Annotated in this window: 17 protein-coding genes; 9 read left to right on the plus strand and 8 right to left on the minus strand. The window is 67.1% G+C overall.

Going from position 1 to position 21,409, the window contains the following annotated elements:
• Position 1: 1 nt before the first annotated feature.
• On the minus strand, positions 2–994 hold the full coding sequence (locus VIK36_RS20170) for an LLM class flavin-dependent oxidoreductase (protein WP_255173572.1): 993 nt from the start codon (positions 992–994) through the stop codon (positions 2–4).
• A gap of 139 nt (positions 995–1,133) precedes the next feature.
• Between VIK36_RS20170 and VIK36_RS20175 the strand changes: the two genes are divergently transcribed.
• Together VIK36_RS20175 and VIK36_RS20180 are read left to right on the plus strand one after the other, a co-directional pair.
• On the plus strand, positions 1,134–2,006 hold the full coding sequence (locus tag VIK36_RS20175) for an aldo/keto reductase (protein WP_255173573.1): 873 nt from the start codon (positions 1,134–1,136) through the stop codon (positions 2,004–2,006).
• Positions 2,007–2,052: 46 nt separating this feature from the next.
• Positions 2,053–2,751, plus strand: coding sequence for a type 1 glutamine amidotransferase domain-containing protein (locus tag VIK36_RS20180; RefSeq protein WP_307491955.1), 699 nt, complete (start codon positions 2,053–2,055; stop codon positions 2,749–2,751).
• A 105-nt stretch (positions 2,752–2,856) separates the two neighbouring features.
• Here the strand turns inward: VIK36_RS20180 and VIK36_RS20185 are convergent, their stop codons facing one another.
• Positions 2,857–5,190 carry a chromosome segregation ATPase gene (locus VIK36_RS20185; protein WP_324643386.1) on the minus strand — a complete coding sequence of 778 codons (2,334 nt, stop codon included), beginning with the start codon at positions 5,188–5,190 and terminating at the stop codon, positions 2,857–2,859.
• 321 nt (positions 5,191–5,511) lie between these two features.
• Here VIK36_RS20185 and VIK36_RS20190 point away from each other — a divergent pair, with 321 nt between their 5' ends.
• A complete protein-coding gene (locus VIK36_RS20190; RefSeq protein ID WP_324643387.1) occupies positions 5,512–6,489 on the plus strand; it encodes an ABC transporter substrate-binding protein in 978 nt (325 codons plus the stop codon).
• A 76-nt stretch (positions 6,490–6,565) separates the two neighbouring features.
• On the opposite strand, the gene VIK36_RS20195 is transcribed toward VIK36_RS20190, so the two are convergent.
• Positions 6,566–7,264: a maleylpyruvate isomerase family mycothiol-dependent enzyme gene (locus tag VIK36_RS20195; RefSeq protein ID WP_324643388.1), complete on the minus strand. Its 699-nt coding sequence runs from the start codon at positions 7,262–7,264 to the stop codon at positions 6,566–6,568.
• Between the two features lie 328 nt (positions 7,265–7,592).
• On the opposite strand from VIK36_RS20195, the gene VIK36_RS20200 reads away from it, so the two are divergent.
• The 4 genes from VIK36_RS20200 to catC all read left to right on the plus strand — a co-directional run bounded on the left by VIK36_RS20200 (position 7,593) and on the right by catC (position 11,390).
• Positions 7,593–8,966 carry an aromatic acid/H+ symport family MFS transporter gene (locus VIK36_RS20200; protein ID WP_324643389.1) on the plus strand — a complete coding sequence of 458 codons (1,374 nt, stop codon included), beginning with the start codon at positions 7,593–7,595 and terminating at the stop codon, positions 8,964–8,966.
• A 74-nt stretch (positions 8,967–9,040) separates the two neighbouring features.
• Positions 9,041–9,985 (plus strand): LysR substrate-binding domain-containing protein, encoded by a 945-nt coding sequence (locus VIK36_RS20205; protein WP_255173578.1) that lies wholly within the window; start codon positions 9,041–9,043, stop codon positions 9,983–9,985.
• The gene (locus VIK36_RS20210; protein WP_255173579.1) at positions 9,982–11,082 is read left to right on the plus strand and encodes a mandelate racemase/muconate lactonizing enzyme family protein; all 1,101 of its coding nucleotides are present in this window, start codon (positions 9,982–9,984) and stop codon (positions 11,080–11,082) included. Before VIK36_RS20205 ends, VIK36_RS20210 begins: the two co-directional genes overlap by 4 nt.
• Positions 11,083–11,111: 29 nt before the next feature.
• Positions 11,112–11,390 (plus strand): muconolactone Delta-isomerase, encoded by a 279-nt coding sequence (gene catC, locus VIK36_RS20215; RefSeq protein WP_324643390.1) that lies wholly within the window; start codon positions 11,112–11,114, stop codon positions 11,388–11,390.
• A 28-nt stretch (positions 11,391–11,418) separates the two neighbouring features.
• Here catC and VIK36_RS20220 read toward each other — a convergent pair whose 3' ends face one another.
• From VIK36_RS20220 to benA, 5 genes are all read right to left on the minus strand, one after another.
• On the minus strand, positions 11,419–14,250 hold the full coding sequence (locus tag VIK36_RS20220) for an AAA family ATPase (RefSeq protein WP_324643391.1): 2,832 nt from the start codon (positions 14,248–14,250) through the stop codon (positions 11,419–11,421).
• Positions 14,251–14,310: 60 nt separating this feature from the next.
• Positions 14,311–15,138 (minus strand): 1,6-dihydroxycyclohexa-2,4-diene-1-carboxylate dehydrogenase, encoded by an 828-nt coding sequence (locus VIK36_RS20225; RefSeq protein ID WP_324643392.1) that lies wholly within the window; start codon positions 15,136–15,138, stop codon positions 14,311–14,313.
• Positions 15,138–16,709, minus strand: coding sequence for a benzoate 1,2-dioxygenase electron transfer component BenC (benC, locus tag VIK36_RS20230; protein WP_324643393.1), 1,572 nt, complete (start codon positions 16,707–16,709; stop codon positions 15,138–15,140). Before benC ends, VIK36_RS20225 begins: the two co-directional genes overlap by 1 nt.
• 122 nt (positions 16,710–16,831) lie before the next feature.
• Positions 16,832–17,368 carry a benzoate 1,2-dioxygenase small subunit gene (gene benB / locus VIK36_RS20235; protein ID WP_324643395.1) on the minus strand — a complete coding sequence of 179 codons (537 nt, stop codon included), beginning with the start codon at positions 17,366–17,368 and terminating at the stop codon, positions 16,832–16,834.
• 35 nt (positions 17,369–17,403) lie between these two features.
• Positions 17,404–18,789 carry a benzoate 1,2-dioxygenase large subunit gene (benA, locus tag VIK36_RS20240; RefSeq protein ID WP_224023544.1) on the minus strand — a complete coding sequence of 462 codons (1,386 nt, stop codon included), beginning with the start codon at positions 18,787–18,789 and terminating at the stop codon, positions 17,404–17,406.
• 329 nt (positions 18,790–19,118) lie between these two features.
• Here benA and catA point away from each other — a divergent pair, with 329 nt between their 5' ends.
• Both catA and VIK36_RS20250 read left to right on the plus strand, forming a co-directional pair.
• Complete coding sequence (catA, locus tag VIK36_RS20245) at positions 19,119–20,000, plus strand: catechol 1,2-dioxygenase (RefSeq protein ID WP_224023546.1); 882 nt, start codon at positions 19,119–19,121, stop codon at positions 19,998–20,000.
• Positions 20,001–20,090: 90 nt separating this feature from the next.
• The gene (locus VIK36_RS20250; RefSeq protein WP_275180542.1) at positions 20,091–21,374 is read left to right on the plus strand and encodes a benzoate/H(+) symporter BenE family transporter; all 1,284 of its coding nucleotides are present in this window, start codon (positions 20,091–20,093) and stop codon (positions 21,372–21,374) included.
• The last annotated feature ends 35 nt before the right edge of the window (positions 21,375–21,409 follow it).

The raw sequence follows: 21,409 nt of genomic DNA on the forward strand, positions 1-21,409 counted from the left end.
GTCAGACCCGCACCAGCCCGGCGGCCTCCGCCAGCAGTTCGATGGACCGCAGCCGGTCCCGGGTGCCGGGGCTCTGGTGCGCCACGATGAGTTCGTCAGCGTCGGCGTGCTGGCCGAAGCTGTCCAGGTAGTCAAGGACGACGTCGGGTGTCCCCACGGCGGAGTACGTCATCATTTGTGCCATGTGCCGTCCTTGCGGCGAGTCCAGGATCATGTCCGCCTCATCGTCGGAGAATTCGCGGGTGCCGCCGCCGAAGAACAGGGAGACGCGGGCACGCTTGGTGGCCTGGAACATGGCCTGGGCTTCGGACGCAGAGTCGGCGGCGATCACGTTGACGCCCGCAATCACGTGCGGGGCCTCCAGCTGGGCGGACGGCTTGAACTCGCTCCGGTAGATGGCCACCGCGTCCTGCAGGGCAGCCGGGGCGAAGTGCGAGGCGAAGGCATACGGAAGGCCAAGCTGGGCGGCCAGGCGGGCGCCGAACAGGGACGAGCCCAGGATGTACAGCGGAACGTTGGTGCCCTTGCCGGGAGTGGCCTCCACGCCCTGGATGCGGGTGGGTCCGGTGAGGTATCCCTGCAGTTCCAGGACGTCCTGCGGAAAGCTGTCCGCGGACATCGGGTCGCGGCGCAGCGCCCGCATGGTGTTCTGGTCGCTGCCCGGGGCACGGCCAAGGCCCAGGTCGATCCGGCCCGGGTGAAGGGTTTCCAGGGTGCCGAACTGTTCGGCGATGGTCAGCGGGGAGTGGTTGGGCAGCATGATGCCGCCGGCGCCCAGCCGGATGCTTTCGGTGTGCGCGGCCACATGGGCGATCAGCACGCTGGTGGCGGAGGAGGCAATGGAGGACATGTTGTGGTGCTCGGCGTACCAGACGCGCCGGTAGCCCAGCTTCTCGGCGCTTTGCGCCATGGCCACGCTGCCCGCCAGGCTCTCCGCCGCCGTCTGGCCTTTGCCGATGGTTGCCAGGTCAAGGATGGAGAGGGGAAGAGTCACGTCAGGTGCGGCCTTTCAGGAACGTTTCGTAAGAGTCGCCGGCCGGATCGCGGCGGGCACTTGATGCATAACCACGGCGGGGCCGGGGTTATTTCGTGTTTTCCGGAATACTCAGCACACTGATGAGGTTGCCGCCCCTATGAGCCATGATTCAACGAACCAGCTGGAACTGTCCGCGACGATCGACCTCAAGGATCTGGGAACCGTGCACCGGCTCGGCTTCGGTGCCATGCGCATCGTGGGTGACGGCGTCTGGGGCGAGCCCGCAGACCGCCAGGCCGCCGTGGCTGTGCTGCGCCGCGCCGTCGAACTCGGTGTGGACTTCATCGACACCGCCGATTCCTACGGACCCAACATCAGCGAAGAAATCATCGCCGAGGCCCTGCACCCGTACAAGGAGGGGCTGAAGATCGCCACCAAGGTGGGCTTCACCCGGACCGGGCCCAACAAGTGGATTCCCGTTGGCCGTCCCGAATACCTGCGCCAGCAGACCGAGCTGAGCCTGCGCAAGCTGAAGGTGGACACCCTGGACCTGCTGCAGCTGCACCGGATCGATCCCAAGGTGGACGCCGAGGAGCAGTTCGGCGTGCTGCGCGAACTCCAGGACGAAGGAAAGGTCCGCGCCCTGGGCCTGTCCCAGGTCAGCGTCGAGGAGCTGGAGGCGGCTGGGAAGCACTTTACGGTGTCCACGGTCCAGAACCGCTACAACCTGACCGACCGCAGCTCCGAGGACGTGCTCCGCTACTCCGAGGAGAACGGCATCGGCTTCATCCCCTGGGCACCGATTTCCGCCGGCGAACTCGCCCAGCCGGGCGGCCCGCTGGATGAGGCGGCCAAGCGCCTGGGCGCCACCACCTCCCAGGTGGCCCTGGCCTGGCTGCTGCGCCGCTCCCCCGTGATGATGCCGATCCCCGGCACGGGCTCGGTGCAGCACCTCGAAGAGAACATGGCCGCCGCCGGCATCACGCTCGACGACGCCACGTACGCTGAGCTTGAAGCAGCAGGCAAGTAGCAAGCGGCTTCCAGCCACTCACGTCAGCTAAGACAGGAGAAACACCATGGCAAACATTTTGATGGTCGTATCGGCCGCAGATTCCCTCACCATGAAGGACGGCAGCGAACACCCCACCGGCTACTGGGCAGAGGAACTGGTGGTGTCACACCAGACCCTTACCGACGCCGGCAACACGGTCCACATCGCCACCCCCGGCGGCAGGAAGCCCACCGTGGACCAGGTAAGCCTGGCTCCCGAGTCGGCCGGCGGCGAGGAACGCGCCCAGGGCTTCCGGGACTACATCGCGAAGATCGACGGCGAGCTGGCGCACCCGCTGGTCCTCGCCGACGTCGACATTGCCGGCTATGACGCCGTGGTGATGCCGGGCGGCCACGGCCCCATGGCAGACCTGTACAAGGACGCCGATCTGGGCCGCCTGCTGGTGGCGGCGAACAAGGACGGCAAGATCATTGCACCGTTCTGCCACGGTCCCGCGGGGCTGCTGAGCGCAACGGACGACGACGGCGGGTTCACTTTCAAGGGCCGCCGCCTGACGGTCTTCACCAACGAGGAAGAACTCGGCGGCGGAACCGGGGAGAACACCCCCTGGCTGGTGGAGGACGCGCTCAAGGAGAAGGGTGCCGTCGTCGAAAACGGCGCGGCCTGGTCCTCCAACGTGGTGCGCGACGGAAACCTCATCACCGGGCAGAACCCGCAGTCCAGCGAGGACGTGGCAAAGGAAGTCCTCGCGGCGCTGTCGTAATCAGCCGGCGCTGACCGTCACGACGTAAAAGAGGGGACCAGCTCATTGAGCTGGTCCCCTCCTTGCGGCGCACGTCGTTGGGCGCCGGCCTTCATGCCTCCCGGATCAGACGGCGCAGCCCCCGTTCGCGATGGTGGAATCGATCGCCGCCATCTGCTTCTGGATGTCAGCCAGTTGCGTTTGAAGACTGGATACCAGGAGCTTTTGCACCTTGATCGGATCCGCGTAGTTCCCCTTCTTGGCCTGCAGATCCGCCAGTTTGGTCTGCGCGGCCACGATCTGAGGATCGAGGGCTGTTAGCTGTGCCTGCAGATCCGCCAGCTTAGCCTCCGTGGCGCTGATCTCGCCGTTGAGCTGGTTCAGCAGGGTAAGCAGTGGCTTCACTTGAGTCTGTAAGTCCAGGATGTTGCCTTCCGCGGCGCCGATCTCGGTATTGAGCGACGAAATCCGCGCCACCAGGTCGTCGCCGATCTGGTTGAGCGAAGCGATTTCCGCCGTCTTGGTGCCAACCGCGGTGTTCGCGGCGTCCAGGGTTGCCTGCAGGCCGTTGAGCTGGTCTTGCAAGGTGGAGATCTCCGACTGCTTGTCCTCCACCGCGCCGTTGGCTGCAGCGAGCGCTCCCTGCGCCCCGGCCAGAGTGGTGTTCTTCGCGTCGAGAACTGCCTGCTGGTCCGCGATGTCCTGTTCGGCCTGCGCGACGTGTTCGGTCAGGGTGGGCAAGGCCTCTTCGAGGTTTGCGACCACTTGCTGCTGGGCCATCACTGCGCCGACTGCGTCCTTTGCTGCCTGCTCCAAACCCGGGAGTTGCCCCTCCAGGGTGGCGAGCTCCGTCTGCTTGGAGGTCACGGCCGTATTGGCTTGGTTCAGGGCGTCCTGGAGCGCTGGCACCTGTTCCTTGAGGGACGCAATATCGTTCTGTTTTGCGGTCACCGCAGCATTGGCGGCGTCGAGGGCTGCCTGCAGGGGCGCTGCCTGCTGCTGCAGTGTGCTGCTTTCCTGCTGCTTGGCCAGAAGCTGGGAGTTCAGGCTGTCCACCTGCTTTTGCAGGGTTGCCAGATCACCCTGGAGGCCGGAGATGGTGGCGCTCTTATTGGCGATCTGGCTGTTCACGCCATTCAACTGGTCCTGGAGGATGTCACGCTGGGCGATGAGGTCGCGCTTCTTCTGCGAGTTGCCCTTGATCGCATCGATCTGACTGTTGAGGTCTGCAATTTGCGCAGTCAAAGCGTCCTTCTGCGCGGTCAATGCTGCAAGGTCGTTCTGGGCCTGCGTCAACTGGGCCTGCTTGGCTGAAATCTGGCCGTTCACCGTGGCGATCTGGGCCTGGAAGCTGGTGATGTCGGCGTTCACGGCCGCAATCTTGGCGGTGTTGTCGCTGACAGCCTTTGCTGCGGCCGCCGCGTTGGTCTGGAGGGTTTGCAGGTCCGTCTGGGCTTTGGCGATCTCGGCGTTCTTGGCATCGAGGGCCGCCTTGGCAGCGGTGGCCGTGGACTGCAGGGTACCGAGCTCGGCCTGTGCCGTGGCGATCTGGTCCTTCTTGCCGGTGACGGCAGCGTTGGCGGCTGTAGCGGTTTCCTGCAGCGCGGCCAGTGCCGCCTTCGCAGTATCCACTTTGTCCTGCTGGGCCTGCAGCTCTGCTGCCGCGGTGTCTCCGGCTGCCACCAGCGCGTTCAGCTGGGTTTCGGCGTCGGCGACAGCCTGCTGCGCGGCGTCCACGGCAGCGGCGGCCTGCTGCGCCTGCGCGGCCAGGGCTGTCAACTGATCCTGGGCCTGCTGGATCTGGGTCTCCTTGGTGGCCAGGTCGGAGGCTGCCTGGTCCGCGGCCTGCTGCAGCGCGGAGAGCTCCGTCCGGGCGGCTGCGATCGCCTGGCTGTTGGCCACCAGTTCTGCGCCCAGCTGGTCGGCCTGTGCTTGGAGGTCCGCGGAGGCGGCCTCTGCAGTTGCCAGTTCCTCCTGCAGCGGAGCCAGCTGGCTCTCCACGTCTGCCTTCTTTCCCTGAAGGTCGGTGATGGCCGTTTTCGCTGCCGCTACCTGCAAGGTGAGGCTTTCCTGCTGAGCGGTCACCCTGTCCAGTTCTGCCTGCGCTGCCGTTTCCTGGCTGTCCAGCTGCGTCTCCTGGGCAGCGAGGTCAGCCAGCGCTTTCTCCGCGTCAGCTTTCTGCGCCGCCAAGGCATCCGCCTGGGCCTGCAGTTTGGCCTTGTCGGCCTGCAAGGCAGCGATCGCGTCGGCGTTCTTCTTGGCGGCGGCTTTCAAAAGGTTTTCCTGCACAGCGCCACGGTGCGCCAGCTGGTTGACCACTCCGTTGCACATGCCGGTGGTGGAGGTTGTAGCGGCAACGGCCGGCTGGACCAGCACCATGCTGGTGGTGAGCAGCCCGGGCAGGACAACGGCGGCGGCCAGGCGGCGGGAAAGGGGGGACTTGGACGGGGAAGTGCGCATGCGAGCTCCTGATAAGACCATTGCGGCGGCCCACTCTGGCCGCCTCATGGCCCAACCGTAGAGTCCGGCACGGGCGGAGAACACGCGTAATCACCACTTGTCTTTTTCGCGCGAGTACTCGCTTTCTGCTGGATGCGTGACAGGCGCGTATCCGGCGGGGTTGCGGCCGGCGAATATGACCGCCGCGGTCCTCCGGTTAACTGCGGTTACTCCCTGTATCCCCGGGTTTCGTGGCCTTTGATTCCGCCTCCGGGGCTGCCGGATAGTTGCTGCAACGCGCACAGTACGCTGCATCTTCCGCTCCCTTTCCAAGGAGGAACCATGGCCATCAACACCAAGCCGGCCGCCGTCGTGGCCCTGACCGTCTCAGCGCTGCTGGGACTGGCTGCCTGCTCCGATCCCGGCGCTTCGGCAGCGACAGCACCGTCGTCGTCCGCCGCCAACTCCGCAGGCAAGACCTTCAACTTGTCCCCGGAACAGGACCGCTTCAACGTCGCGGCCGACCCCGCCGCGGCTGCACTGGTGCCGGAGGCCATCAAGGCCGACGGGAAGCTCACCGTGGTGACCACAGGCGGGGCGGCGCCGCTCAGCCTGTTCGCCACGGACAACAAGACCCTGATCGGCAGTGAAGTGGACATCGCCTACGCCGTGGGCGAGGCGCTGGGGCTCAACGTGGAGGTCCTGCCCGTGGCGTGGGCGGACTGGCCGCTGGGCATCGAATCGTCCAAGTACGAGGCCGTGCTCTCCAACGTCACCGTCACCGAGGCGCGCAAGGAAAAGTTCGACTTCGCCACCTACCGCAACGACCTCCTGGGCTTCTACGCCAAGAGTGATTCGGGCATCGGCGAGATCAAGGAAGCCAAGGACGTGGCAGGCAAGAGGATCATCGTGGGCTCCGGCACCAACCAGGAAGCCATCCTGGTGCGGTGGGACGAGGAGAACAAGAAGAACGGCCTGGCGCCGGTCCAGTTCCAGTATTACGACGACGACTCGGCCTCGAGCCTTGCACTTCAGTCAGGCCGGGCGGACCTGACGTTCGGACCCAACGCCGCCGCCGCGTACAAGGCAGCACAGGACGGGAAGACGAAGCAGGTGGGCACGCTGAACGGCGGCTGGCCGCTGACCGCGCAGATCGCGTTTACCACCAAGAAGGGCAACGGGCTGGCGGTCGCCGCGCAGGCTGCGCTGAACCACCTGATTGACGACGGTACCTACGCCAGGATCCTGGACCGCTGGGGCCTCTCCTCCGAGGCCATCCAGAAGTCCGAACTGAACCCGGCGGGCCTGCCGAAGAAGTAGGCGTCCCGCCGACGAAGGAATCCCCGCCGGGCCCGCCAGCAATTCGCTGGTGCCCGGCGGGGATTCTTCTTTGGCTTTACCAGGCCGGCAGCACGGGCACCGGGCCCGCCGCCTCAATATCTTCGGCGTGGCCGCGTGCCAGCCATTTCAGGAGGCCCTCCCGGTCCGACTCAACCCGCAGGCCGCCGTCACCGATGACCCACTTGTCGCGTTCCTCGGTAACCAGCGTCATCCCGGGCGCCCCCTTGGCACGCATGGCGCGAACCACGGCTTCGATGGCGTTCAACAGCGAATCGGGGTCGGCCTCCTCGATGGTCCAGGCGGTGTCCAGGTCATGGTGGTGCACCACCACCTCGGCAATCCGCAGCGCCACAATGGAGGTTGCCGGCAGCTCCCGGCCACCCACCTTTACTTCCGGCGCCGCAAGCGCCCCGGTCAACCGCCGGGCTTCATCGGCGAAAGCGGTGGCCGAGTCCCGCACTTCAGCCAGGAGCTCCTCCCGCGGCAGGGCCGCCAGTGCGGCAATGGCCCGCGATCGCGCTTCAGGGGACGCGTACAGCTGGCGTTCCTCCCCGGACGTGGCCCAGTCGATCAGCCCAACCAGGGCCCGTCCGCTGGATGCGACGTGCGCGATGACGTGGGCACGGGTCCACCCTTCACACAGCGACGGAGCCGCCATCTCTTCATCGGACAAGGAGGAGACCGTGGCAAGGAACATGTCCGTCTCCCGGCCCAGGCGGGACAGGTCTGAGTGCAGCCGTGCTGGATTGATCATTCCGCCAGCCTAACCGCGTCGCCGTGACCCCGGCCATGGTTACGGGCCGCCTGGTTCATACCGGCCGCGTATGGACTGATACCGACCCTCCCGCCGCCGCCGGGATGCCCCTGCTGCCGGGTGCATTTGGCCTGTTCCCGCTGGATCCATCGCAAAAACAGTCCCTTTGATATGCGGAAACGGCACAATCCATCCCCGGCGGGAAACCGGGCATTCCCCTCATATGCCGTGCGTCACATTGCCTGTCAGGCTGGGTTGCCGAGGCCCGGCGCGGATCCATCCGAATCCCCCGACGCCTGCCCACCCGCCCCCTGAAAGGACATGCGCCATGACGCTGCCGCACCCCCAATCCACGATCTCCGGAAACCCGGGAAAGGAGACCCGGACAGCCAACTGGGTGGCTTTCGTCATCTGCGCTGCCCTCCTGTTTGATGGCTACGACCTGGTGGTCTACGGCACCGTCCTTCCGGGCCTGCTCGCGGACGCGGGCCAGATCGGTCATTTTGATGCTGCCACCGCCGGGCTCCTGGGATCCTGGGCCCTGATCGGCGTGCTGGTGGGGTCGCTGGCATGCGGGGCGGTCGGTGACTTCTTCGGCCGCCGCCGGCTGATGCTCGCTGGCATCGCCTGGTTCTCCCTGGGCATGTTCGCCACTGCCCTGGCCACGGACGTCACCGCCTTCGGCGCCCTCCGGTTTGCCACCGGGCTGGGCCTGGGCGTCGTCATCGCGAGCGCCGGCGCCACGATGGCCGAGTTCGCGCCCGCGGGCCGCCGGCAGTTCTACAACGCGATCGTGTACTCCGGGGTCCCCGCGGGCGGCGTGCTGGCGTCCGTCCTGGGCATCGCCTTCCTGGACAGCATCGGCTGGCGCGGTCTCTTCATCATTGGATCCCTGCCCCTCCTGGTCATCCTGCCCATTGCCTGGCGGAAGCTTCCGGAATCCCCGCGGTGGCTGCTGGCCCGGGGCCGGGAAGAGGAAGCGCTGGCCGCCGCATGGCGCACCGGCGTGCCGCTCGCCGAAGAGCAGGTGATCCGGGAGGCCGGCACCGCACCACGGAAGTCAGGGTTCGCCGCCGTCTTTTCCCGCCAGTTCGCCGTGGCATCCATCCTGCTGGGCCTGATGTCCTTCTGCGGGCTCCTGCTGACCTATGGGCTCAACACCTGGCTTCCAAAGATCATGGAGGGCTACGGCTACGGCCGGACCTACGCTCTGTTCTTCCCGCTGGCCCTGAACCTCGGCGCCGTGGTGGGCGGACTGGTCGCTTCCCGGATGGCCGACCGGAACGGACCACAGCGGGTTATCGCTGCCACGTTTGCCCTCGCCACCATTTCCCTGGGATTGATGACGTTCAGCTTTCCCCTGCCGCTGCTCTTCACCTTCATCGCCACCGCAGGGGTGGGAACCCTGGGCACCCAGGTGCTGGTCTACGGTTTTCAGTCCAACTACTTCACCACCAATGCCCGGGCCGCCGGCGTCGCCTGGTGCGCCAGCGTGGGCCGGCTGGGCGGGGTCCTGGGCCCGATCATCGGCGGCTGGCTGGCAGCGGCGGGGATCGGCGGGGCAACAGCCTTCTACATTTACGGGGCGGTGGCCCTGCTCGGCGGCGCCGTCACCGTCCTGGTACCGCGCCAGCACAAGGTGGAGGAAGCCTTGCCCGTAGTTGAAGAGAAGCAAGATTACGTCGAAAAAGTATCTAAGTAAGGCTCTTTATGGTTACTCTATGAATCAATGAGGCCACGCGCGCCTCCCCCGACCCGTTGGAAAGGTGGCACCGGATGGAAATCCGCCAGCTGAACTACTTCATCGCGGTCGCAGAGGAACGGCACTTCGGCAGGGCGGCCAAGCGCCTGCACATGGCCCAGCCGCCCCTGTCCCAGCAGATCCGCCAGCTGGAAGACCAGCTGGGCGTCCAGCTCCTCAACCGCACCACCCGGCGGGTGGACCTGACGGCCGCGGGCCAGCTCCTGCTGGACCGCGGCCGCCAGATCGTCAACGACGTCGAGACGCTCCGGGCGGATGTCTACCAGGTGGGCAAGGGCGCCACCGGCGTCCTTCGGGTGGGGTTCTCCGGGTCGGCTACCTACGGAGTCATGCCACGGATCGCACGGCTCACCAAGCAGGTCCTTCCCGGCCTGTCGCTGGCGCTGAACGGAGAGATGCTGACGCCGTCGATGGAAGCGGGACTGCGGAACGGGACCCTGGACGCGGCGCTGCTGCGTCCCCCCGTTGCGTCCGAGGAGATCGACTACCGCGTGGTCACCCAGGAGCCACTCGTCGTCGCGCTTCCCTCCTTCAGCGCCCTGGCGATGGACCGGCCCGTGGCCATGCATGAACTGCAGGACCAGGACTTCATCGCCTACGCTCCGGAGTCCGTGCTGAACCGCATTACTTCGGACCTCTGCCGCCAGGCAGGCTTCCAGCCGCGGATTACGCAAGTGGTTGGTGAGACCTCCACAATGCTGGCGTTCGTAGCCGCGGGCGGCGGGATCGCCGTCATGCCGTCCAGCGTTCGTGCCTTCCAGCTCGAAGGCGTCGCGTACCGGGAGATCGACAATGCTCCGCCGGTGGAACTGGCCGTCGCCTGGCTGCGCGGCCACCGGTCCGCCCTCCTGCAAAACTTCCTGGACGTTGTGGCCACGGCAACCGCTGACGCCTCCGCCCCTGCCGGCACCCCCGCTCCCCACCCGGCTCCTGCTGATGAAAGGCACCTCCCATCATGAAGATCGCAGCCATCGAGGCGATCCCCTACTCGATCCCGTACCGCCACCCGCTCCATTTCGCCTCCGGCTCCGTGCACGAGGCCGACCATGTCCTGGTCCGCGTCCACACAGATGACGGCGTGGTGGGGACCGCAGACACCCCTCCCCGCCCGTACACCTACGGTGAGACGCAGAAGTCCATCGTCGCGGTGATGCAGGATGTCTTCGCCCCGCAGTTGGTGGGCATTGACGTCTTTGACCGGGAAAAGATCCAGGCCGTCCTGGCCAGGACCATCCACAACCAGACGGCCAAGGGCGCGGTGGACATCGCCGTGTGGGACGTCATCGGCAAGACCTTGGGGCAGCCCGTGACCAAGCTGCTGGGCGGCTACACCGACTCGCTGCGCGTCTCCCACATGCTTGGCTTCAAACCCGCCGAGGAACTCCTGGCGCTGGCCCTGGAGTTCCGGGAAACGTACGGCATCAACACTTTCAAGCTGAAGACAGGCCGCCGTCCGCTGAACCTGGACATCGAGGCCGCCAGGGTGCTGCGGGAAGGCCTGGGCGAGGACGCCGAGCTGTACATGGACGCCAACCGCGGCTGGACAGCCAACGAGGCCGCCGAGGTGCTGCGCCGCACCGCCAACCTCGGCCTGCAGTTCCTTGAGGAGCCGGACGATGCCCGCGAAGTCCTGGGCCGCCGCCGCCTGGTCACCAACTCCCCCATCCCCATTGCCGCGGACGAATCCGCCGCCAACCTGGGGGAGGCTGCCCGCGAGATCCTCACCGGCGGGGCCAACCTCCTGTCCGTCAAGACCGCCCGGTCCGGCTTCACCGAAGCCGCCAAGATCGTTGGCATGGCCGAGGGCATGGGCATCGACGTCTACATCGGCAACCAGATCGACACGCAGGTGGGCACGGTGGCCTCGGTGGTGTTCGGCGCAGCCTTCGCCCACACCGCCAAGCGCGCGGCGGAGCTGTCCAACTACCTCGACATGACCGATGACCTGCTGGCCCGGCCGCTGGCGATCACCGGCGGCCGGATCCGCGTTCCTGAAGGTGCCGGTGCGGGCACTGACGTGGATGACGACAAGCTCGCCCACTACCGCACAGACTGACACCCACCCCTAGCACCGAGAGGTCATCAATGAAGTACCTGGTCCATATGGACGTCAACCTGCCCGCCGGCATGCCTCCCGAAGAAGCCGCCGCAATCAAGGCCACGGAGAAGGCATACTCCCAGGAACTGCAGCGCTCAGGGAAGTGGCCCGAGATCTGGCGCGTGGTGGGCGAATACGCCAACTACTCGATCTTCGACGTCGAATCGAACGACGAGCTCCACGGGATCCTGCAGGGCCTTCCCCTGTTCCCGTATATGGACATCACTGTGGTTCCGCTGGCCAAGCACCCCTCGGACGTCAAGTAGCCACCGGTTAGTGCTGCGGCGTTCCGGGTCAGTCCTTGGCCCGGAACGCGGCCGCGAGTTCGCTGCGTGACCGGATTCCCATCTTCCGGTACAGCCGCGTCAGGTGGTACTGCACCGTCTTTTCGGCCAGGAACAGGGCCCGGGCCGCCTCCTTGTTGGTTGCCCCGGCAGCCACCAGCTCGGCCACGGCCTGTTCCTGGGCCGTGAGCTGTTGATGGTGGCCGCCCACCGAAGAAAGCACCGGGTCCGCCGGGTCCGGCAGGTTCCCCACGTCCAGGCCCGTGGCTTTCAGCTCACGGTCGCACCGTTCCACGTACGTTGCTGCGCCGAGGGTGTCATACAGGTCCCGGGCCGCCCGCAGCACTGAGGACGCCAGGCGGCGCTTTCCGGCCCGGCGCATGCTTTGCCCGAAGGCGAAACTGATCCGTGCCCGCAGATAGGGGCGGTTGAGTCCGCGAAGGTGTCCCAGCGCCGCCTCGAAGTACTCCCTTGCCGTGTCCGGGTCCCCCTGCGCGGCCAGCAGCCGGCCCCGTGCCCACGCCACGCGGGCCAGGTCAGAGGGGACTTCCCGCTCGCGGTGCACTCCCTCGAACGCGGTAAGGAACGTCTCTGCGGCGTCGAGTTTGTCGGTCATGACCAGCGCGTTGACGTAGGTGTCCTGCCAGGGCCAGAAGGACACCCGTTGATCGGTCCAGGGGTCCAGTTCGGCCAGCGGCTGCAGGGCAGCCAGGGCGCTTTCGTAGTCCGCCCGTGCCTCGTGGAAGCGGGCGCGGGCCAGGCTGGCCGGGACCTGCATGGCCCGGTAGGTTCCCGGCTGCACCGCGGCCTGTGACACGTAGTAGCGTGCCCGGTCCCAGTCGCCCCGCATGGACCACAGCTCGGCGGCCGTCCAGTACAGCAGCGGCCGGATCAGCGGCATCCGCGAGGTCTCCAGCCGGACGCTTGCCCGGGAGATGGTGGCGGCGGCCGCGTCCCAGTTGCCCAGCACAAGGTGGGTGCGGGCCAGCCAGGCCTCGGCCCACAGGGAGATCCGCAGCGATCCCCCGCGGTACTCGGTAGGGGCGGCCGACTCGAAATTCACCAGCGCGGACTCGGCGTTGTCCAGGCGCAGGGCCAGCCAGCCGGCGCCCATCTGCACCCGCTGCTTCTGGGCATTCTCGGCCGCCTGGGCAGAGGCCCGCTGGTAGGAGGCCTCAGCGTCCGCTATCCGGCCCTGGGCATAGAGGCCCAGTCCGTAGATGGCCTCCGACTCGATGTGCGCCGGAGTTCCGGGCTCCGTGAGAGCCATGGCGCGTTCGGCCCAGCCGGTAATCATCGGACCGTCCCAGGAGGCCACCCCGTGGAGGACGAACCGTTGGGCCACCTGTGCTGCCGCGGCGGGTTCATGCTGCGGATTGCTGGTGCGCCAGGCCATCTCCAGCTGGCTTTGGGCGCTGTCATTCTGGCCGGACACGGTGGACAGGTACCCCAGCACCGAGGAGCGCAGGGGCGACGGCGGCAGGGCATCCACTGCCCCGGCCCAGGCCTGCGCCTGGGCCACGTTGCCGGAACCCACCAAGGCGTCGACGGCTTTCAGGAGCCGGAGGTTCCGGGCGCGGATATCGGGGGACAGCCGCGAGGCGGAGAACAGCGCAGTGGAGGCATCCTGCCATGCGCCGACCGTCGCCTGCCGCCGCGCGAATTCTTCCAGTTCCGCGGCGAGGGTTTCGTCTGCGGCCGGGGTGGCCGCAACGCGGTGGCCCAGCTGTTCGCCCTCGGACTGGACAACCTCGGCCGCCTTCCGGTGCAGGGCAATGCGCCGGCTGGGGACGATTTGTTCGTAGACGGCTTCCGCGGTGCCGGGTTCGAGGAAGGCGACGGCGGAGCGGGACTGGTCCACGGACAGTCCCAGCAGCCCCGCACGGTGCCCCTCATCGAGTGCTGGCATGACGGATTCCAGGCCGCCCACCCTGGCCACCTCGGCCAGGCCCGCGCCGGGGCCGAGCACCGCTGCGGCTTCCGCGGCGGCGACCAGGGCGGAGGACGCTGCGGCCAGGACGCTGCGGACCCTGGCGCGCACCCGGGAGGTGGGCGGCAGGGAAGGGAACCACGACTGCCAGGTTTCCGGGGGCAGCTCACGGAGCAGCTCCACGATGGACTGGGCAATCCCGCCGGTGTGCGTCACCAGGCCATGGGCCGCCGTCGCGCTGAGGTCCAGGCCGAACAGGCTACGGGCCACGTCCTGGACCTGCTGCGGCGAGAGGGGTTCCAGCGGGATGCGGGCCACCTGGTGGCCGGTAAGGAAGTCGAGCACGCCGGCGGGGACGCGGGGCGCGTCAACAGGGTTGAGGGTCAGCAGGAACAGGACCCGCTTGTCGTGCAGCCTGCGCATGACAAAGGTGAGGATGCGCAGGCTCTCCTCGTCGAGCTTGTGGACGTCGTCGACGGCGACCACCACGCTGCCGTGCGTCTGCAGGCCTTCAAGATGGGTGCTGAGCGTGGAGGCGTAGTTGACCACCTGGTCAGGGGTCAGGGAGGCGACGGGCCCCGGCGCCAGGGCCGGGCCGCCGTCGTAATCCTTCGCCGTCCGGAGCGGCAGGGTCCGCATGAGCTGGGAGTAGCCTGCCAGGGCGAACTGCGCCTCCCAGTCGTCCCCCATGGCGGACAGCACGCGGACGCCGCGGGCGGCCGTGCGGCAGTGGTCGAGGAAGAGTTCCAGGAGCGCGGTTTTGCCGGAGCCCGAGGGCCCGGACAGGACAACGGTTCCCACCTTGCCTTTGCGGACAGTTCGGAGGATTTCCAGCAGCTGCTCGAACGCCGCGGCCCGGCCCGCCAGCGGGAAGTCCTCCGCCATCTCGCCCTGGGTGGAGCCCGCTGTCATGGCCGCAATCCTACCGGAGCGGCCCGGGCGCCCCTGGTGCCGCGCGTCCAGCACCGGCCCCTACCCCAGGTCGCCGCCGGCCACCGGGAGGATACTGCCGGTCAGGTAGGACGCCTCGTCCGAGGCAAGGAACACGATGGGCGCCGCCTGCTCGTCGAGGGTGCCGTAGCGCTTCATGAATGAGGAGTCCACCGTCTGGTCAACGATGGTCTGGTACCAGTCCTTCTCGGTGGCGGATTCGGCGTCCGGCCCGCGCTTGACCTTCCGCGGCGGGGCTTCCGTGCCACCCGGGGCGGTGGCCACCACGCGGATGCCGTGCCCGGCCACCTCCATGGCCAGCGACTGGGTCAGGGCGTTCACGCCACCTTTCGCCGCAGCGTAGGGCACCCGGTGCATTCCGCGGGTGGCCACCGAGGAGACATTCACGATTGTGCCGGAGCCCTGCTCCATCATTGCCGGCAGGACTGCCCGGCAGGTCCACAGCGTGGGAAAGAGCGAGCGGCGGATCTCCTTCTCGATCTTCTCCTCGTCGTACTCCTGGTAGGGGCGGGCCCAGATGGTGCCGCCCACGTTGTTGACCAGGACGTCCACGCGGCCGTGGGCTGCGAGCGCGGCCCTGATGGCCTGGGTGGCGCCGGCGAAGGTCTCCAGGTCTGCGGTGACAGCCGTGGCCGAGCCCCCGGAACCCGACGCCCTGGCGGCCTCGCCGATGCCGCGGGCAACGTCGTGGACCAGGTCCGCGCGGTCCACCAGGACCACGGCGCCGCCTTCGGCGCCGATACGTTCGGCCACCTTCTGGCCGATCCCCTGGGCTGCACCGGTGACGACGGCGACCTTGCCGCCGAACCGGCCAGGGGTCACGTATTGCCCGGCGTACGGCGCAGCCATCACCGGGCGGCCTTGGCGTCGATGGCCCCGGCCATGGTGTCCTTCGCGTCCTGGGCATGGGCGGTGATGACGGCGCGCAGGTGGTCCTTGTCGCCGCGTTCGAAGGCATTCACGATCTCAAGGTGGTCCTGGGTGACGCGTTCGAAGATCGGCGTGCCGGCCTCGAAGGCCGCGGCCATCTGGGCGTGGACGTCCAGGCGCCGGTAGGACTCCAGGAGCATCGGGTTGTCGCAGACCATGAAGAGGTACTCGTGGAATTCCTCGTTGGTGCGCGCGAACTCCTCGGGGTCGGTGATGTTCCCGCCCTGCACCGAGCCGGTGGTGGCTTCCGCGAGCCGGCGGAACTGGCGCAGCTGCTGCTCGCTGAGCCTTCCCAGCAGCAGTTCGCTGACCGCAAGCTCCAGGCCCATGCGGGCGTCCAGCTGGGCGAAGCTGTCCTCCTTGCGGAAATCCAGCCGGCCGGTCTCCAGCGAGGAGACGGCCTCGCCGCGGCTCATGGTGTCGCCTTCGGCCTGGATCTTCCCGGCCGGTGCCGGGGCGCCGGTTTCGGCGTCGCCCCCGGTGGTCTCCTTCGGTGCGAAACGTTCGAAGTAGAAGTTGGCGGGCTTGATGCCTTCGGTGTCCAGCCACTTGGAGACGGCGTTGACCATGGGCGGCGGGCCGCAGAGGTAGATGTCCACGTCGCCGTCGTTGAGGTGCTTCGGTTCGATGATCTGGGTGACGTAGCCGGTGTGCGGGGCGGAGGTGCCGGGCTCGGAGGCGATGTAGTCCCAGGTGAAGCCGGGCAGTTTCGCCTCGTAGGCGCGGAGCCAGTCCAGGCCCACGATGTCCGCCTCGCGGGTGAGCCCGTAGATGAGGTGGACCGGGGTTGACGGCGGGTTTTCGGAAAGCTTCTCCAGGATGGAGAGGAGCGGGGCCAGCCCGGTGCCGCCGGCCAGGAGCAGCAGGGGCCGCTTCGGTTCGCGCAGGAAGAAGGATCCGTAGGGGCCGGTGAATTCGATGGCGTCGCCTACGGCGGCGCGGTCGCGCAGGTACTCGGACATGGCGCCCTGCGGGGTCACGCGGACCATGAAGGACGCATCGTCCACCTCAGGGCCGCTGCTGAAGGAGTAGGAGCGCTCGGCGTCGGTGCCGGGAACCTTGAGGTTGACGTACTGCCCGGGGAGGAAGGCGAGCGCGTCGCGGTTGTCCACCTCAAGGGTGAAGGAGACCGTGGTGTCCGTGTGCCGGTTGAGCTCCTTGATGGTGGAGCTGAAGGTGGCGGCCGCCGTCTTGGCCGACTCGGACGTGGCCGGGATCTGGATGGCCAGGTCGGACTCTGGGACGGCCTGGCACGTCAGCAGGTAGCCCTTTTCGAGCTCCTCCTCGGTCATGGCGTCGTCGATGAAGTCGCCCGGGTCGAAGGAGCCTGAATCGCAGAACGCCTTGCAGGTGCCGCACGCGCCGTCGCGGCAGTCCGAGGGAATGTTGATCCGCGCCTTGTAGGCCGCGTCCATGACGGTCTCATAGTCGCCGACCTTGATGACTTTGGTGACGCCGTCTTCGAAGCTGAGGGCTACTTTGTGGCCCATGGGGTCCTCCTGACTGGGCGGGCGCGTCGTCGCGTCCGGGGAAAAGTTGGGGCGTGCCCGGCGGGCACGGAATGGGACCTGCCGTGCGGCGCCCGTACGTACCGGGCGCCGGCTGGGGCAGGTCAGATCATGTAGACGTCCACCACGTGGTGGATGTAGTCGTTCTTCAGGACCACTTTCTTCTTCAGGATCACCGGCTGCGGGCCGGAAAGGTCCACCGTGTAGTAGCTGGTGCCGAAGTACGTGTCCGTCGTGTTGTAGCGGAAGTACAGGGTGAACCAGTTGAAGCGCACCTCCACCGTGCCGGCGTCGTTCGCCACAACCTCCACGTCCGTGATGTTGTGGCCGGTGCGCGGCTCCGGGAGGGAGGTGGCCGATGACCTGTCGGTCTTGATCCGGAACACCCGGTCCTCGATGCCGCCGCGGTTGTCGTAGTAGATCAGGGAGATCTCGTTCTGGGGGTCCTGCGTCAGCTGGTCGTCCACGTCCCAGGCCGGCATCCAGAATTCGGAGTCCGGGTGGTAGCACTCCAGCCATTCGTCGAACTGGCGGTCATCCAGCAGGCGGGCTTCCCGGTAGAGGAACGCCCGGACGGTTTCGAGGGTTGCGATTTCCTCCGCGGTCTTCAGGACCGGGGCGGTGTGGGTCAGGTTGGTCATGGGTTCTGCGCTCTCTGTGGTTCCGGCGGGCTCTCTCAGGCGGTGACGGGAACGGATTCCAGGGCGGAACGCTCCTCTTCCTCCGCCAGCGCCCGGTCCATGACTTCCTTCCAGTACCCGTGCTGGATGGGGTAGAGCCCTTCGTCTTCGGTGCGCACGCCGGAGGCGATCACCCGGTTCATGCCCAGGGCCTGCGCCTGCTCGTCCGGGCCGGCGATCTCGTGGGTGGAGCCGCGGGTCATGTCGTTCCACGGTGCGCTGGTGGCCCAGTAGGTCTTGTTGCAGGAGCGGAATTCCTCCAGGTCGTCCGGGGTGGCCATGCCCGTGGCGTTGAAGAAGTCCTCGTACTGGCGGATGCGCTTTGAACGGTTCTCCTGGGACTCGCCCTTGGGGGCGATGCAGTAGATGGTCACCTCGGTCTGGTCCGCGGAGATCGGCCGGAAGTGGCGGATCTGCGAGGAGAACTGGTCCATGATGTAGACGTTCGGGTACAGGCAGAGGTTGCGGGAGATGTTGATCATGAAGTTGGCCATCTCCTCGCCGTACTTGGCCACAAGCTCGTCGCGGCGGTCCCAGAGCGGGCGGTCCTGGGGGTTGGTCCATTCCTGCCACAGCAGCAGGTGGCCGTGGTCGTAGGAGTAGAAGCCGCCCTTGACCTTGCCCCATTTGCCGGCGTCCATGGCCTTGGTCTTGTTGGCGGAGTCTCCGGCGCTGCGGCGGGCCGTGGTGGCTGCGTAGTTCCAGTGCACGGCGGTGACGTGGTAGCCGTCGGCGCCGTTCTCGGCCTGGACCTTCCAGTTGCCGTCATAGGTGTAGGTGGAGGAGCCGCGCAGCACTTCCAGGCCTTCGGGTGACTGGTCGACGATGGAGTCGATGACCTTGGTGGCGTCCCCGAGGTGTTCCTCGAGCGGGAGCACGTCGGCCTTCAGCGAGCCGAACAGGAAGCCGCGGTAGGACTCGAAGCGGGCCACCTTGGTGAGGTCGTGCGAGCCTTCCTTGTTGAAGGTCTCGGGGTAGCCGGCGTTCCGGGAGTCCTTGACCTTCAGCAGCTCGCCGGAGTTTTTGAAGGTCCAGCCGTGGAACGGGCAGGTGAAGGTGGTGCGGTTGTCCGTCTTGCGGCGGCACAGCATGGCGCCGCGGTGCGAACAGGCGTTGACCAGGCAGTTCAGCTGCCCGTCCTTGTCCCGGGTGATCATCACGGGGGTGCGGCCGATATAGGTGGTGAAGTAGTCGCCCACGTTGGTGATCTGCGACTCGTGGGCGAGGTAGACCCAGTTGCCTTCGAAGATGTGCTTCATCTCGAGTTCGAAGATCTCCTGGTCGGTGAAGATCTCGCGCTTGGCCCGGATGACGCCGTTCTCTCGGTCGTCGATCACGGCGTCGGCAAGGACCTCGCGGGCATGGATCAGGTTCTCGGTCATGGCGTGCTCCTTCATTGGAGATTGCTGGACGGATGGGCGGAGGTCCACTCGGGAAGAGGCTTCGGCGGCGGACGTTGTCCAGCAATTCTTGCCGCTCGTGATTGGCCTCACATCAGGCAAATACCTAGGTTCCACCAAGGGTGTCTTTATGTACCGATAATGACTCAAAAGACGCCTAGTTGATATTTGTAGCGTCCTTATCTCCGGGCCTACGCTTGAGACCAAGATCACGCGGTGCCGAGCAGGGCAGGTGGAACGGCCCGCCCCGCAGGCCGCGTGGGGAGCAGGAGCCCTTCCTGTCCCATTCAATGAAGAAGGTGGACATCGTCATGACCCAAACCCCAACGGACAGCCGCACGGAAAACGAAGGCACCGCCGTCGAAGCAGGCTCCAAGGCAACCGAACGGTTCGCCGCGTCAGGCAAGCTCTCCCGGGTGGATGTATCCAAGGAACGGGTGAGCCTGCTGGCCGGCGCACTGATCAAGGCCGCCAACGACATCGTCGTCGAGCACCAGGTCACCTACGAGGAATACAACGCCCTCAAAGCCTGGCTGATCAAGGTGGGCACGGACGGTGAATGGCCGCTGTTCCTCGACGTCTGGCTGGAACACACCGTTGAGGACGTGAACTCCCAGGACCGTCCCGGCACCGTCGGCACCATCGAGGGTCCCTACTACGTTCCCGGCTCCCCGGAACTCCAGACGCCCGCCACCGTGGAAATGCGCGACGACGAAGAGGGCACCCCGCTGCGGTTCACCGGCCAGTTCACCGACACCGACGGCAACCCCATCCAGGGTGCGCAGGTGGAGATCTGGCACGCGGACGCCGCCGGCTTCTACTCCCAGTACGCCCCGGGCATGCCCGAGTGGCTCTTCCGGGCCACCGTCAAGGCTTCCGACGACGGCCGGTTCGAGATCAACACCATGCGTCCGGCGCCCTACCAGATCCCTACGGACGGCGCCTGCGGACAGCTGATCAACGCCGCGGGCTGGCACGCCTGGCGTCCCGCGCACATCCACATCAAGGTGTCCGCGCCGGGCTACGAGCCGGTCACGCAGCAGCTGTACTTCCCCGGCGACCCCCACAACGCGGACGACATCGCCTCGGCGGTGAAGCCTGAACTGATGCTGGACCCCCGCCCCCGTACCGACGGCAAGGGCGAGGAAGTAGTTTATGACTACGTCCTGGCAAAGCAGGGCCAGAAGAAGTAGCACGCAAACTGGGAGACACCCCCGCACGGAGGCGCTCCGGAGCTGATGCTTCGGAGCGCTTCCGGTTTTTCGCGCCAGCCAGGAGTTCCGATGAGCCATCCCCGCCCCGACCCGGCCGCCACATCCGTCGGGTCAGCCCCGCCGGCGCCGGCGCCGGAACCCCTGCTGGAACGCCCGGGAATCCGGCCCGCGGGCCCCCGGCGGATTCTTCGCGACCTGGGACTGTCCTATGTCTCCAACGGGGCCATCGGGCTCATCTTCGCGGCGTCCGGACCCATCGCCGTCACCCTGGCCGTGGGGACGGCCGGCGGCCTGACCCAGGGCCAGCTGTCGTCCTGGGTTTTTGGCATTCTCTTTTCCGGCGGGGCGGCCACGCTGCTGATGTCGCTCATTTATCGGCAGCCCCTGGGCTTCGCCTGGTCCATCCCCGGCACGGTGCTCCTGGGACCGTCCCTTCAGCACCTGGCCTTCCCTGAAGTCGTCGGGGCCTTCTTCACCTCGGGCGTGCTGATCCTCGCGCTGGGCGCCACCGGGGTGGTGCGTAAAGCCATGGCACTGGTGCCGATGCCGCTGGTGATGGCCATGGTGGCCGCGGTGTTCCTGAAGTTCGGCACAGACATCGTTGCCTCCACCCAGGACAACCCGGCCGTGGCTGCTCCGATGGTGGCCGCGTTCCTGGTCCTCACCGCAGTTCCCAGGCTTGGCAGGTTCCTGCCGCCGGTCCTGGGCACCCTGGTGGCAGGCTGCATCGCTGTGGCGGCCAGCGGGCAGTTCAGGCTGTCCCCCGGCGGGCAGCTCCTGGCCACCCCGGTGTTCACCGCCCCTGAATTCACGTGGGCTGCCCAGCTGGAACTGGTGGTTCCCCTGGCCCTCACCGTGCTGTTTGTCCAAAACGGCCAGGGCATCGCCGTCCTCCGCGCCGCCGGGCACCGTCCGCCCGTGAACGCCTTCGCCATTGCCTCCGGCGCCTTTTCAGTGCTGAATGCCGGCTTTGGCGCCGTTTCGGCCTGCGTCACAGGCCCCACCAACGCCCTGCTGACCTCGTCCGGGAAGAGGGAGCGCCAGTACACGGCTGCCGTGGCGTACGGCCTGCTGGCCCTGGTGTTCGCAGCGTTTGCCCCCACCCTGACCCGGCTGATGCTGGCCGCCCCCAAGGAGTTCGTCCTGGCACTGGGCGGCATCGCGATGCTGCGGGCCCTTCAGCAGGCCTTCGTCACGGCCTTTGCCACCAGCTTCACCCTGGGTTCGCTGGTGACGTTCGTGGTGACCATTTCCGGCATGAACCTCTTCAACATCCACGCAGCATTCTGGGGCCTGGTGATTGGCTACGGGGTGTCCCGCCTGCTGGAGCGCGCGGACCACGCCCAGCCGTGAGCCGGGCCGGGCATGTTACGGCGGCCGGCAGGGCT

This window comes from Pseudarthrobacter sp. LT1 (assembly GCF_035621795.1).
Lineage (GTDB): Bacteria > Actinomycetota > Actinomycetes > Actinomycetales > Micrococcaceae > Arthrobacter.

Coding starts and splice junctions, on each gene's coding strand:
- VIK36_RS20175 (WP_255173573.1), top strand. CDS start 1,134: ATGAGCCATGATTCAACGAACCAGCTGGAACTGTCCGCGACGATCGAC.
- VIK36_RS20180 (WP_307491955.1), top strand. CDS start 2,053: ATGGCAAACATTTTGATGGTCGTATCGGCCGCAGATTCCCTCACCATG.
- VIK36_RS20185 (WP_324643386.1), bottom strand. CDS start 5,190: ATGCGCACTTCCCCGTCCAAGTCCCCCCTTTCCCGCCGCCTGGCCGCC.
- VIK36_RS20190 (WP_324643387.1), top strand. CDS start 5,512: ATGGCCATCAACACCAAGCCGGCCGCCGTCGTGGCCCTGACCGTCTCA.
- VIK36_RS20195 (WP_324643388.1), bottom strand. CDS start 7,264: ATGATCAATCCAGCACGGCTGCACTCAGACCTGTCCCGCCTGGGCCGG.
- VIK36_RS20200 (WP_324643389.1), top strand. CDS start 7,593: ATGACGCTGCCGCACCCCCAATCCACGATCTCCGGAAACCCGGGAAAG.
- VIK36_RS20205 (WP_255173578.1), top strand. CDS start 9,041: ATGGAAATCCGCCAGCTGAACTACTTCATCGCGGTCGCAGAGGAACGG.
- VIK36_RS20210 (WP_255173579.1), top strand. CDS start 9,982: ATGAAGATCGCAGCCATCGAGGCGATCCCCTACTCGATCCCGTACCGC.
- catC (WP_324643390.1), top strand. CDS start 11,112: ATGAAGTACCTGGTCCATATGGACGTCAACCTGCCCGCCGGCATGCCT.
- VIK36_RS20220 (WP_324643391.1), bottom strand. CDS start 14,250: ATGACAGCGGGCTCCACCCAGGGCGAGATGGCGGAGGACTTCCCGCTG.
- VIK36_RS20225 (WP_324643392.1), bottom strand. CDS start 15,138: ATGGCTGCGCCGTACGCCGGGCAATACGTGACCCCTGGCCGGTTCGGC.
- benC (WP_324643393.1), bottom strand. CDS start 16,709: ATGGGCCACAAAGTAGCCCTCAGCTTCGAAGACGGCGTCACCAAAGTC.
- benB (WP_324643395.1), bottom strand. CDS start 17,368: ATGACCAACCTGACCCACACCGCCCCGGTCCTGAAGACCGCGGAGGAA.
- benA (WP_224023544.1), bottom strand. CDS start 18,789: ATGACCGAGAACCTGATCCATGCCCGCGAGGTCCTTGCCGACGCCGTG.
- catA (WP_224023546.1), top strand. CDS start 19,119: ATGACCCAAACCCCAACGGACAGCCGCACGGAAAACGAAGGCACCGCC.
- VIK36_RS20250 (WP_275180542.1), top strand. CDS start 20,091: ATGAGCCATCCCCGCCCCGACCCGGCCGCCACATCCGTCGGGTCAGCC.